Source organism: Staphylococcus nepalensis, assembly GCF_002442935.1.
GTDB classification, from domain to species: domain Bacteria; phylum Bacillota; class Bacilli; order Staphylococcales; family Staphylococcaceae; genus Staphylococcus; species Staphylococcus nepalensis.
The window spans coordinates 1,407,923-1,421,758 of sequence record NZ_CP017466.1 but is presented as its reverse complement, the minus strand read 5'-3'; the positions used below and the strand labels follow the sequence as shown (position 1 = coordinate 1,421,758).

Below are 13,836 nucleotides of genomic sequence, written 5' to 3'. Positions count from 1 at the left end.
GTAAAAACTTGATATAAATACATTTACTTTGTAGCTATCTATTATTTCAAATATAAAATGAGCCTGGGATATCAATGGATATCCCAGGCTCATTTTATATTTAGATGAATAAGTTTAAACAACGATAAAGATAAAAATTATTTTTTATCTTTTTTGTCGTCTTTTTTATCATTTTTTTTATCGTCTTCACTGCCACCAGTGAATTTATCGATTTGTTCAGATGCTTGTTTTGCTTTTTCGTTATCAGTATCTTTTAATTTATCAGAAACATTTTTTGCAGTTTCCTTTGCTTTATTTAAAAAATCTCCAGCCATAGTAAAACCACCTTATTTAGTATTAGTTAATGATTATTATTTTTTGAATTTATCAATAACATCATTTGCTTTTTCTTTTGCATTTTCTACTGCTTCTTTAGCTTTACCAGAAGTTTTATCTTCTTTGCCTTCTTTTTCTAAATTTTTATCATCGGTAACATTACCAACTGTTTCTTTCACATTTCCTTTTGCTTGTTCAAATTTATTTTCGTCTGCCATAAATAATACCTCCTTAGCAATGTACATATTAAATACCACATTACTGAAAGCATAAACATTTAAAGCAAAATTATTTAAAATTTCACAATAAAATCATAGGAAATACTTTAATAAAGATGATTTTTAAAATAATTTAAATATAGAACATATAACCATCTAAATTATTTGTATCATTGTAATCTGCTAAATATTGTAGCGTTGTATTATCTAAAACTTCTCTTACTGCATCTCTCATTCTAATCCAAAGTTGTTTCTGTGCAGGAGGTTCAGAATCAATGCTTTCTACAAATGTAATAGGTCCTTCTAATAAACGAATAATATCGCCAGCAGTAATTTCTTCAGCTGACACTCTTAATTGATAACCGCCTTTTGCACCACGAACACTTCGAATTAAACCAGCATTTCTTAATGGACCGACAAGTTGCTCTAGATAAAGATCACTTAAGTTATTTTCTTCTGCTATAGATTTTAATGAAACGCATCCTTGGCCTTGCTTTTTAGCTAAAGATATCATTAATGTTAATCCATATCTTCCTTTTGTTGATATTTTCATTATATAACCTCACTTAATTCGAATACTATATATTAACATTCTATCATTTTTTACGTTAAGATAATATTAGAAAGGTGTGAAAGATTGTGACGAACGAACCACTCGCTTCAAGAATGAGACCAAATACGATTGATGAAATTATTTCACAAGATCATTTAGTTGGTACTAAAGGCATTATTCGACGAATGGTAGAAACTAAAAGATTATCCTCTATGATTTTTTACGGTCCTCCTGGGATCGGCAAGACAAGTATTGCCAAAGCGATTTCAGGCAGTACTCAATTTAAATTTCGCCAACTAAATGCTGTTACAAATACTAAAAAAGATATGCAACTGATTGTTGAAGAAGCTAAAATGTCCGGGCAAGTCATTTTATTGCTAGATGAAATTCATCGGTTAGATAAAGCGAAACAAGATTTCTTACTGCCCCATCTTGAGAATGGCAAAATTGTATTAATTGGTGCTACTACTTCTAATCCCTATCATGCTATCAACCCAGCAATTCGTTCAAGAGCTCAAATTTTTGAGTTATATCCATTAAATGAAGACGATGTTAAATTATCTTTAGAAAGAGCGTTAAATGACGAGGAACGAGGTTTAGCTTCATTTAATCCAATAATTGATAAAGATGCGATGAATTATTTTACAACTCAAAGTCAAGGCGACGTGAGAAGTGCTCTAAACGCTTTAGAATTAGCTGTGCTCAGTTCTGAAGTAACAGATAACCAAAGACATATTACTTTAGAAGATGCTAAAGATTGTTTACAAAAAGGCGCATTCGTCAGTGATAAAGATGGGGATATGCATTATGACGTAATGAGTGCATTTCAAAAATCAATTAGAGGTAGTGACGTTAATGCAGCTTTACACTATTTAGCTCGATTAATTGAAGCTGGTGACTTACCTACAATTGTTAGGAGATTGTTGGTTATCAGTTATGAAGACGTCGGATTGGCTTCGCCAGGTGCTGGCCAACGTACTTTAGCAGCAATCGAATCTGCCGAACGACTTGGTTTTCCTGAAGCAAGGATCCCATTAAGTCAAGCTGTTATTGAATTATGTTTATCACCTAAGTCTAATTCAGGTATTACTGCCATTGATGCAGCATTATCAGACATTCGTAAAGGACATGTAGGACAAATTCCTGATTATTTAAAAGATGGTCATTATTCAGGTGCCAAAGAACTCGGAAGAGCTATAGGTTATAAATATCCTCATAATTATGAGAATGGATTCATATCTCAACAATATTTACCCGATAAGCTAAAAAACAAAATTTATTATACACCAAAAATGACTTCTAAAACGGAACAACAATTTAAAACTATATTTGAAAATATTAATAAAGCACAACAGAAAAACAAATAATCCTAATGCCACATCATTATTTCATCAAAAAAAATCCTTAAAGCTTACACAATAAAGTGAAAAGCTTTAAGGTCTTTTTTATTTTTTATCTTTGATACGTGTAACTGGTATGTCTTTTAAAATGTCATTAATTACATAACTTGCACAAATTAATCCTACCGCACTAGGAACAAATGCATTGGATGACGGAGGCATTTGGGCTTTCCTTGTTGGCGCGTTGGCATCTCCTACTGTTTCTTTAACATCTTCTCTAATGACAATTGGACTTTCATCTGAAAACACTACAGGGACGCCTTTATAAACACCTAATTTTTTCAATTTACGACGTATCAATTTGGCCATAGGATCCATATAAGTTTTGGATATATCTGCAATTTGAAAACGTGTTGGGTCTGTTTTATTTGCTGCACCCATACTTGAGATAACTGAAATACCTCTATCAAGGCATTCTTTCATTAAATGAACCTTGTAAATAAGTGTGTCACTCGCGTCTATAAAATAATCAATATTATAGTTGTTAAATAAAGCCTCGTATGTTTCTTCCGTGTAAAACATATGTAGCGAAGTGACTTTACAGTCTGGATTAATTAACTTGATACGTTCTTCCATTAATGTCACTTTACTTTGACCAATCGTAGATGTGAGCGCATGTAATTGACGATTCACGTTTGTGATATCCACATCGTCTTTGTCGATTAAAATAATATGTCCTATATTCGTACGTGCTAATGCTTCAGCTGCGAAAGAACCGACACCACCAACGCCTAAAACAACAACTGTTTTCTGCTTTAATAAATCTAATCCTTCTTGACCATAGGCCAATTCATTTCTCGAAAATTGATGTTTCATCTCTAAACTCCTTATTAAACAAATACTATTATTATTATATTATAACACTATACTTTTTATATTTTAAAAGCACTTTATAAACCAAACATTAACATGTATGGATTTACAGCGGCTTATCAACTTTATTATAAAAAAATACGCAAGACCGAAGTCTTGCGTACCGATAGAGTCCGTGAGTGCCGTAGTTATAAATTGCTTGATCATTCGGCCTGCTATTAACAGGTGGGTGCCCTGTTTCTTGTTTTGCAAGTCCTCCTTAAGAGGCGTGTGCGCTGCAAGAAAACCTATTGGGCTCCCGGATCAAAGAGTGTTAGGCCCAAATATGAAGCAAACTTACGAACACTACAGATGACTACCTTATGCAAGTATCATAACATAATATTTGGATTTAGCAAGAATTAAAACTTGGTCCATAAAAATTAATGTCTAATTCTTAATGATAATTCTTCTAATTGACTTTCAGAGACTTCACTAGGCGCGTTTGTTAATAAACACGTCGCAGAAGCTGTTTTAGGGAACGCGATTGTATCACGTAAATTTGTGCGACCTGTCAACAACATCACTAAACGGTCTAATCCTAATGCAATACCGCCATGTGGTGGCGCACCATATTTAAATGCATCTAATAAGAAACCAAACTGCTCTCTAGCTTGTTCTTCAGTAAATCCTAATACTTCAAACATTTTTGATTGTAAATCAGCGTTATGGATTCTAATAGATCCTCCACCTAATTCATAACCATTTAGCACAATGTCGTATGCATTCGCTTGAGCATTTTCAGGTTCATTATCTAATTTTTCAATATCTTCTTGTTTGGGAGCAGTAAATGGATGATGTGCTGCTGTATAACGTTTCAAGTCTTCATCATATTCAAGTAAAGGCCAGTCTGTTACCCATAAGAAGTTTAATTTACTTTCATCAATCAAATCTAATTCTTTAGCTAATTTCAATCTTAAAGCGCCTAAACTTTGAGCAACAACACTTGGTTTATCTGCTACAAATAATACTAAATCTCCTGAATTTGCACCAGTTAATGATTTTAGTTTATCAACATGTTCTGGTTCAAAGAATTTAGCTATAGGGCCATTTAAACCTTCATCAACCACTTTAACCCATGCTAACCCCTTAGCACCGTAAATATTGACAAATTCAGTTAACGCGTCGATATCTTTTCTAGTATAATTGTCAGAAGCACCTTCTGCCACAATTGCTTTTACTTGGCCATTATTATTCACTGCATCTTTGAAGACTTTGAAATCCATCATTTCACCAAGTTCTGAAACATTTATTAATTCCATACCAAAGCGTGTATCTGGTTTATCTGAACCAAAACGATCCATTGCTTCATTATAAGTCATTCTTGGGAATGGACGTGGTACTTCAACATTTTTAACATCTTTGACTACTTTTTGTAACATTTCTTCGCCTGTACCCATCACATCTTCTTGGTCAACGAAACTCATTTCAATATCAACTTGGGTGAATTCTGGTTGACGGTCAGCACGTAAGTCTTCATCACGGAAACATTTTACAATTTGGTAATACTTATCAAAACCACTAATCATTAACAATTGTTTAAATATTTGTGGTGATTGTGGCAAAGCATAAAATTCACCTTCATGTACGCGTGAGGGCACTAAATAGTCACGTGCGCCTTCTGGCGTTGATTTTGTCAACACTGGCGTTTCAATATCATAAAAGCCTTCAGCATCTAAATATTGTCTAATGGCACGTGTTGTTTGGTGCCTCATTTTAAAAGTTTGTGCTAATTCTTGACGTCTTAAATCGAGATATCTGTATTTTAATCTAATATTTTCATCTACATTTTGATTTTCTTCATTTAATGCGAACGGAGGCGTTTCAGCTTTATTTATAATTTGTATATCAGAAATTTGGACTTCTACTTGTCCTGTTGCAATCTTTGGATTAACTGTTTGTGGATCACGTTTTTTCACAATACCTTTAACTTCTACCACATATTCAGATCTGATCGTTTCAGCTGTTTGTAAAGCTTCTTTTGAAAAATCTGGGTTAAATACGATTTGTACATAACCTTCGCGGTCACGAAGGTCTACGAAGATAAGGCCACCTAAATCTCTACGGTTGTGTACCCAACCTTTCAATATAACTTCTTGTTCTAATAGTGATTCAGTAACTAAACCACAATAAGTTGTTCGTTTACTCATGCTATCTTCTCCTTAGTTTTTAAAATAATTAACAAGTTTACTTAACTCAATCAGGTCTGATTCACCAGATTGCATATCTTTAACATTTATTTTGTTATCTTCTAATTCTTGATCTCCGATAACTACCGTGTATTTAGCATTTAATCTATCAGCCTGTTTCATTTGACCTTTAACTTTACGCTCCATATAATCTTTATCGGCTTTGACACCATCCCTGCGTAAATCATTTAAAATTTTCACTGCGTATCGATCAGCTTCTTCTCCCATTGTGACGATAAACAAATCAAACTCATGTCCCATATCCAAATCAATGCCTTCTTCTTCTAAAGCAAGTAAGAGTCTTTCAATACTTAACGCAAAACCAATACCAGTTTGACTAGGACCATCAAGTAATTCTAATAATCCGTTATATCGGCCGCCACCACATAATGTAGTAATAGCGCCATCATAATTAGGGTTATCAATCATGAGCTCAAACGCTGTGTGTGTATAATAATCTAATCCTCTTACTAAGTTAGGGTCTTCTTCATATTTAATACCTAAATCGTCTAAATGTTGTTTCACTTCTGCAAAATACGCTTTTGAATCTTCATTTAAGTATTCTGTTATACGTGGCGCTGTTTTAACAGCTTCTTTATCTTTATCAACTTTACAATCTAAAATTCTCATTGGATTAGTGTGTAAGCGTGCTTGGCAATCTTTACAAAAATCTTCTATTACCGGTTCAAAATGTTTTACCAAAGCATTGTTATATTCTTTACGAGAATCAATATCACCAATACTATTGATAACCAATTTCAAATGTTTAAGTCCAAAGGATTGATAAATGTGCATGACCATTGCTAATATTTCAGCATCAATACTAGGATGCTCTGCGCCTATGGCTTCAACACCAAATTGGGTAAATTGGCGATAGCGCCCTTTTTGTTTTCGTTCATAACGGAACATCGGCCCGTTATAATATAACTTTACTGGTTGATTAGGTAAGCCTTGCATTTTATTTTCAATGTAAGAACGTACAACAGCAGCAGTCCCTTCTGGACGTAATGTAATACTGCGATCGCCTTTATCTTTAAAAGTATACATTTCTTTTTGAACGACATCAGTGGAATCACCGACACCCCGTGCAAATAATTCTGTACTTTCAAAAATTGGTGTACGAATTTCTTCATAATTATATAATTCCATTAATTGGTCTAATCGTGCTTCTATATATCGCCATTTTTTTGTTTCTTCTGGTAAAATATCTTGTGTTCCTCTAGGAATATTTATCATGAAATCTCTCCTTTTATACAATAAAAAAACCCTTGTATGACCTTAACAGTCATACAAGGGACGAATCTCCGTGTTGCCACCCTAATTGGTTATATATAGCTATCTATAACCCACTTTATACGAATAACGTTCGTCACACGGCTTTATCTTCATAAAGCACCTCTTCTTGTGTTCTAATTTCTAAATTACTAAGCATAATTTTCCAGCCTCGAATTATGTCTCTACGCATTAGCAAATGCTGTCTCTTCATCTAGAATAGTCAAGAATGATATCGGTTTTAATATAGAATTCATATCTAATAATAACGAGTTATCGATTAATATGCAACCTTTTTATTCTGAAAAGTATGCACTTAAACCATCAACAACTGCTTGTTCTACAATATGACGATGCAATTGATTCGTTATCATATTTTCATCGGTGGGGTTACTGATATAGCCTAACTCTAATAAAACAGCTGGTACATCCGTCTGTCTCAATACTTGGAAATTTTCTTGTCTAGCACCTTTATTTGTTAATAAAGCTTTCTTTTGTATGTAAGCATTTAATGTTTCGGCTAGTACTTTTTGATTATCTTTAAACCAATATACTGTAGTGCCATTGGCTTTAGAAGATTTTAAAGAATCGTTGTGTATACTGATATAGGCATCGCCTTTAATATTACGGTCATCTAAGCTAACATAGGTATCTGAGCTTCTCGCCATATTTACGGTCGCACCTTCTTTTTCTAAAAGTGTTTTGAGTTCTTTCGCTGTTTTCAAAGTATACACTTTCTCAGTACTATGCTTTTTGGTATTACTTGATGCTCCCTGATCACTACCTCCGTGACCAGGGTCAAGTACAATTGTTTTATCTTTTAAAGGGTTAGCGTTAGGATCTGCATCTGCTTGAATATCAAGATTAGTGTGCCAACCCGCTACCCAACCTTTATCTTTATGATTACTTGATTCTACTTCAATCCATTTACCAGATTTACCAATTTTATTAAAATTTTGTCCTTGATCAACTGATTTTATCGCAGGATACACTGCATTAGGGCCTGTTCTTAAATCAGTATCTTCTGTAACATAAATCGAACTAGATTCTTCGTCATTATGATTTAAAAAAGCAATAATCATAAAAATAAAAATGACAAACGCTACCATAACAATGAGTGTCGGCAAATTCTTCAAATTATGTTTTTCTAACCAAGTATTGACTGTTTTCATACGATTTTGCCGTCCTGACTTTCATATATAATCGTCACTGGTCCATCGTTGGCAATATTAACAAGCATGTCTGTTCCAAATTCACCAGTTAATACATTAATTCCGTATGCGCGTATCGCGTCATTCAGCTTTTCATAAAATTCATTTGCTTTATCGGGAGGCATTGAATTTGTAAAGCCTGGTCTATTTCCTTTTTTTACATCAGCATAAAGTGTAAATTGCGAGATAGAAAGGACTTCGCCTTGTACTTGCTGTAGGTTGAGATTAAGTTTGCCATCTTCATCTTCAAATAGACGTGCGTTCACGATTTTTTTCGCTAATACATCGATATCCGCTTCAGTTGATGATTTGCCTACGCCTACTAACAAGCAATAACCTTTGTTTATCTTATTTTCGATAGATCCATTTGAAACAGATGCTTGTTTCACTCTTTGAACAACTACTTTCATGTATGTTTCACCTCTAATTCCAAACTCTTGTTACTGTATAAACATCTCCAAGTTGTTTAATTTTATCTACAACTTGATAAACTTCATTTACATTTTTCACCATTACGCCGATATTAATGACTGCATTTTTGTCAATATCTGAACGCCCAGAAACTTTCACTAAATTGCTTTTTGTCGAATTAACTGCTTGTAATACTTCGTTTAGTAACCCATTTCTATCGTAAGCAGTAACTTCTAAATCAACCTGGTAACGTTGCGTTGCATCTTTCGAACGTACCCATTCGACACTAATCAATCTTTCTTTTTCGTTTTTGATATTGGGACAATCTGTGCGATGCACCTTAATACCGTGCCCTTTAGTGATATAACCAACAATATCATCGCCAGGTATTGGATTACAACATTTTGACAATTTAATTAATACGTTTTCGATGCCTTCAACATATACACCGCTATCTGTAGTAATATCATTTTTAATCGGAACTGACTTTTGAACTTCTTGAACAGAATTTAATGCTTTTTGTTTATCTTGTATACGCTGTTTTTCAGTTAACTTATTAACGATTTGTAGTGCTGTTACACCGCCAAACCCAACTGCTGCAAATAAATCGTCTTCATTAGAAAAATTATATTTATCTTTGACCACTTCAATATTATCATCAGTCAAAACAGCATCCATTCTATAACCTTGGTCTTTTATTTCTGCTTCAACCATAAATTTACCTTTTTCAATATTAGAAGAACGATCTTGTTTTTTAAAGAAACTACGAATTTTACTCTTAGCGCTCGAAGATTTAACAATTTTCAGCCAATCACGACTTGGCCCATAGGAATGTTTGCTCGTTCTAATCTCAACAATATCGCCTGTTTGCAAAACGTAATCAATTGGTTCAATTTTTCCATTTACTTTAGCACCAATCATCTTATTTCCTACTTCACTATGTACAGCATAAGCAAAATCAATTGGGACAGCGCCATATGGTAATTCAATTACATCACTTTCTGGAGTAAAAGCATATACTTTATCACTTTGCAAATCAAATTTTAAAGTTTCCATAAACTCTTCTGCATCTGTTGTAGTACTATCTGTTTCTGCTAATTCTTTAATCCAATTTAATTTTTTATTGAAATTTTGTGTTTTTTCAGTAACTTTTTTGCCTTCTTTGTACGCCCAATGTGCTGCTACCCCGTGTTCTGCAATTTCATGCATTTCAAAAGTTCTAATCTGAATTTCTAGCGGATCACCATTAGGGCCAACAACAGTAGTATGTAAGGATTGATACATGTTTTGTTTCGGCATTGCAATATAATCTTTAAACCTTCCAGGCATTGGTTTCCATAACGTATGTACGAGTCCTAAAACGGCATAGCAATCATTAATCGAATTTACAATAACTCTAATGGCTAATAAATCAAATATTTGATCGAATTGTTTCTTTTGTTTAACCATTTTTCTATAAATGCTATAAATATGTTTAGGTCGCCCGTTTATATCTCCGATTATTTGCATTTGTTCCATCTCATCATCTATCCGATTAATGGCATTTTGTATATAATCTTCTCTTTCACTGCGCTTTTTTTTCATGAGATTAACGATACGGAAATATTGCACGCTATCTATATATCTAAGCGCAGTATCTTCTAGCTCCCATTTGATTGTATTAATCCCTAATCTGTGAGCTAAAGGCGCGTAGATTTCTAGCGTTTCTTTAGATATTCTTATTTGTTTTTCCCGTGGCATCGCTTTTAATGTTCTCATATTATGTAAGCGATCTGCTAATTTAACAAGGATAACACGAACGTCTTTTGCAATAGCTATAAACAGTTTACGGTGATTTTCAGCTTGTTGTTCTTCCTTAGAGCGATATTTAACTTTTTTAAGCTTAGTAACGCCTTCTACGATTACCGCAATTTCTTCGTTAAACATCCCTTTTACATCATCAAACGTATAAGGCGTGTCCTCAATAACATCATGTAAAAAGCCTGCTACGATGGTTGGGCCATCTAAATGCATTTCAGTTAATATGCCAGCAACTTGAATGGGATGCATAATATATGGTAAACCGTTTTTTCGAAATTGACCTTCATGTGCCTCATAAGCTAGATGGTAACTTTTCAATACATATTCATATTCTTCCTTTGATAAATATGATTTTGCTTTGGATAATACTTCGTCCACACTGTATGGATATTCATTGTTCACTTAAGACACCCCTATACTAAATATTAATCGCTATTACATACCCAGTATTATTTTTATATCGATTGTAACGTATTTTTACGCTATTAGGTCAAATTATGTATAATAGTTATATAATACTACATGTTATTAAATAAATAAATGAGTACAGATAACAATTAGAAAAATGTAGCTAAATTTCAATTTTTTAATGCAAATAAAATATATTTTAATATAATACTTTATTAAGATTATTTCAATGTATATAAAAAACCAAATGAATCCACATCCAATGCGCTCATTTGGCTTTTTAAACTTATTCATTTATATATGAGATTTATTCGTCGTAAGATATTAAACTCATGACATCGTAATCTTTAATTTTTTCAATACCTTTTAAATATTTCAATTCTATAATAAAAGCAATACCTACAACAATACCACCTAATTGTTCAACTAATTTAATTGCTGCCTCTATTGTGCCACCAGTTGCTAATAAATCGTCTGTTATTAAAACGCGTTGTCCCGGTTTAATTGCGTCTCTATGCATTGTTAGTACATTAGTACCATATTCTAAGTTATATTCATAACGAATCACTTCTCTTGGAAGTTTGCCTTCTTTTCTAACTGGCGCAAATCCAATCCCCATTGAATATGCTACAGGACAGCCAATGATAAAACCTCTCGCTTCTGGCCCAACCACAACATCTACATCTCTTTGTTTTGCATACTCCACAATTTGATCTGTAGCATAGCCATAAGCTTTACCATTGTCCATTATAGTAGTAATATCTTTGAAGTTAACACCTGGTTGCGGCCAGTCTGAAACCTCAGATACATATTGTTTTAAATCCATTCAAACTTCCTCCTATTATTCTACCAATTCAGCCTTAAACCATTGCTTCAAGCGATTAAAATCTTCATAAAGCAATAACTTTTCAACTTCTATCCTATCAAGACGATTTTGATAATATTTACTTGTTGCAATGTCACGTTTTGTCGAAACACTGTTTAGCATTATTATACCATTTTCATCTTTAATAAACTCTAAATCTAAGAAAACTTTTAAGATAAATTTAAGCATACTCGGTTGAATATTAAGAAACTGGCTTAATTGCATACCTTCCTTAGCTAAATTTGTTTCTTTCTTAGACGCTAGTGCTTTAAAACATTGTTTAAACGTCTCCATTTTTGGCATACCTTCAAAATATATAGAACGTTCATGATTTAGCACAAGATAAATTTGAGATACGTCAACTGTTTTTAAAGTAGTTTTTAATTCAGTGATTGATGTAGGTAAATCTCTAAATACATATTTATCATATTTATTAATAATGTCCTCACCATAATAGTAATAATTCTCACCTAATTTTTCACTTTTTTTATGAATTAAATAAGCAACGTCTTCAGCATCAGCATTTAACTCGCTCACTTTACGTTTACTTCTATAATCCAATATCTGCAAATTATTACTCGCTAAATCTGCAACCATAAATTGTGGAGATTGAAATCCATTCCATTCATTAATTTGTAAAGTACCTATTAAATTAATCGGCTGTTGTACACCTAGTTCTTTAACTAAATAGCCATTTTGCCAAAAAATAGCCTGTAATTGACTATCCCCTAATACAAGTTTTAAATGATTTTTGTCTTGACCAATACCTTTTGCTTGTTGAACAATAATATCTTGTAATTCAAAACAAGGGCTGGAAAAATCTGTTCCAAATGGACGGAGCCTATGAATATCTTTAATATTTTTTATTGTAATATCACTTTCTAATATTTTTACATCCACTTTTTTCCGCGGTTCTAAAGAAGTCGTTTCTGCTAATTGAGCCATCCAACCGTTTAAACCATGTTGTAGATCTTGTATATTTTCGATTGGCATCGTAACACCCGCTGCCATATGATGACCGCCAAATTTAGAAATTAACTCTGAATGTGCACTTAAAATTTCAAACATCGAAACTTGGTCAATACTACGAGCTGAGCCCTTCGCATGGTTTTGCGCTTGATCAATGTTTAAAATTAATGTAGGAAGACTGTATGTTTCTACAATTTTTGAAGCTACAATTCCGAGTACGCCTTCATGCCAGTCCGGTTGTGCTAACAATAAGAACTTAGAACCATCTTGCACCTGTTGCTCTGCCATTACTAATGCTTCTTCGGTAATTTGTGAGACGATATCTTTACGTTCTTGGTTAAAAAATTCAACTTGTTCAGCTAAAAATTCCGCTTCTTCTTCAGTTTCTGTCATTAATAACTCGACAGCTAGTGCAGCATCTTCTAAACGACCTACTGCGTTTAAACGCGGGCCGATAACAAAACCAACAGTTTCTTCATTGATTTCATCATTGCAACCTGCTTGTTTTAAAATCGCTTTTATTGATAATGGACAGTGTTGATTTAACACGTCTAAACCGCGTTGAACAAGTGAACGATTTTCATCCGTTAATGATACTAAATCTGCAATCGTTCCAATAGCTACTAAACCAAGAAAATGGGTTGGTGGTTCAGTCAATAAACACTGTGCCAATTTATACGCCACGCCAGCACCGCACAAATATTTAAAAGGATAATCAAACCCAGGATGCATTGGATGTACAATTGCATATGCGTTAGGCATTGTACGACCAATCTCATGATGATCTGTAACAATTACATCTACACCTAATTCTTGAATCATTTGGATTTCATCATGGCCTTGAATGCCATTGTCTACTGTTATAATTAGTGAAATGCCTTCCTCATAAGCGTTTTTAAAGGCCATCTCGTTAGGTCCATAGCCTTCAGAAAAACGGTTTGGAATATACCAACCTACATGCGCTCCAAGTGCTTTAAGTGTAGAAACTAATATTGTTGTAGAAGTGACACCATCAGCATCGTAATCACCATATACTAAAATTTTTTGGTTTTGATCTATAGCTAGATTAATACGCTCCACAGCCTTATGCATATCACTCATTGTCCACGGATCGTGCGCAATTTGTGTACCGTTTAAAAGTTCACGAATTGCAGTTTCTTCTGTTATCCCTTTACTTTCCAGAATTTTTTTTACAATAGGAGTTAGCTTTAAATCTGTTGAAACATCTTCTGTAATTTCAACTTCAGGTAATTTAACGTCCCAATTATATTTTGATTTAATCATACTATTCTCCCTCATTTCCACAAGCAATTATACAAAAGAAATTCAAAAATAAAAAGTAGTAACCTTTAATTTAGATATAGATTTGAGCT

At 33.4% G+C, this 13,836-nt stretch carries 12 protein-coding genes and 1 other RNA gene; 1 reads left to right on the top strand and 12 read right to left on the bottom strand.

The genetic code is table 11. The annotated features are described in order from the left end of the window. Nucleotides 1-137: 137 nt before the first annotated feature. The 3 genes from BJG89_RS14580 to cymR all read right to left on the bottom strand — a co-directional run bounded on the left by BJG89_RS14580 (nt 138) and on the right by cymR (nt 1,086). A complete protein-coding gene (locus BJG89_RS14580) occupies nt 138-314 on the bottom strand; it encodes a hypothetical protein (protein WP_170006813.1) in 177 nt (58 codons plus the stop codon). A gap of 36 nt (nt 315-350) precedes the next feature. Then, nucleotides 351-533, bottom strand: coding sequence for a CsbD family protein (locus BJG89_RS06685; RefSeq protein ID WP_096809338.1), 183 nt, complete (start codon nt 531-533; stop codon nt 351-353). Nucleotides 534-666: 133 nt separating this feature from the next. Next, a complete protein-coding gene (gene cymR / locus BJG89_RS06680; RefSeq protein WP_096809336.1) occupies nt 667-1,086 on the bottom strand; it encodes a cysteine metabolism transcriptional regulator CymR in 420 nt (139 codons plus the stop codon). A gap of 86 nt (nt 1,087-1,172) precedes the next feature. Between cymR and BJG89_RS06675 the strand changes: the two genes are divergently transcribed. Further along, nucleotides 1,173-2,453: a replication-associated recombination protein A gene (locus BJG89_RS06675; RefSeq protein ID WP_170006942.1), complete on the top strand. Its 1,281-nt coding sequence runs from the start codon at nt 1,173-1,175 to the stop codon at nt 2,451-2,453. 78 nt (nt 2,454-2,531) lie between these two features. On the opposite strand, the gene BJG89_RS06670 is transcribed toward BJG89_RS06675, so the two are convergent. The 9 genes from BJG89_RS06670 to recJ form a co-directional block, all read right to left on the bottom strand. After that, nucleotides 2,532-3,302 carry a tRNA threonylcarbamoyladenosine dehydratase gene (locus tag BJG89_RS06670; protein WP_096809333.1) on the bottom strand — a complete coding sequence of 257 codons (771 nt, stop codon included), beginning with the start codon at nt 3,300-3,302 and terminating at the stop codon, nt 2,532-2,534. A gap of 163 nt (nt 3,303-3,465) precedes the next feature. Further along, nucleotides 3,466-3,656, bottom strand: a non-coding RNA gene (gene ssrS, locus BJG89_RS06665) — 6S RNA. 65 nt (nt 3,657-3,721) lie between these two features. Then, nucleotides 3,722-5,488: an aspartate--tRNA ligase gene (gene aspS, locus BJG89_RS06660; protein WP_096809332.1), complete on the bottom strand. Its 1,767-nt coding sequence runs from the start codon at nt 5,486-5,488 to the stop codon at nt 3,722-3,724. A 12-nt stretch (nt 5,489-5,500) separates the two neighbouring features. Further along, nucleotides 5,501-6,763, bottom strand: a complete 1,263-nt coding sequence (hisS, locus tag BJG89_RS06655; RefSeq protein WP_096809330.1) for a histidine--tRNA ligase — start codon at nt 6,761-6,763, stop codon at nt 5,501-5,503. Between the two features lie 332 nt (nt 6,764-7,095). Further along, complete coding sequence (locus BJG89_RS06650) at nt 7,096-7,971, bottom strand: N-acetylmuramoyl-L-alanine amidase family protein (protein ID WP_096809328.1); 876 nt, start codon at nt 7,969-7,971, stop codon at nt 7,096-7,098. After that, nucleotides 7,968-8,420 (bottom strand): D-aminoacyl-tRNA deacylase, encoded by a 453-nt coding sequence (gene dtd, locus BJG89_RS06645; protein WP_096809326.1) that lies wholly within the window; start codon nt 8,418-8,420, stop codon nt 7,968-7,970. The genes BJG89_RS06650 and dtd overlap by 4 nt, the downstream gene beginning before the upstream one ends. 13 nt (nt 8,421-8,433) lie before the next feature. Continuing rightward, a complete protein-coding gene (locus BJG89_RS06640; protein WP_096809324.1) occupies nt 8,434-10,623 on the bottom strand; it encodes a RelA/SpoT family protein in 2,190 nt (729 codons plus the stop codon). A 313-nt stretch (nt 10,624-10,936) separates the two neighbouring features. Further along, complete coding sequence (locus BJG89_RS06635; protein WP_096809322.1) at nt 10,937-11,455, bottom strand: adenine phosphoribosyltransferase; 519 nt, start codon at nt 11,453-11,455, stop codon at nt 10,937-10,939. A 15-nt stretch (nt 11,456-11,470) separates the two neighbouring features. Beyond that, a complete protein-coding gene (gene recJ / locus BJG89_RS06630) occupies nt 11,471-13,747 on the bottom strand; it encodes a single-stranded-DNA-specific exonuclease RecJ (protein WP_096809320.1) in 2,277 nt (758 codons plus the stop codon). Between the last annotated feature and the right edge of the window lie 89 nt (nt 13,748-13,836).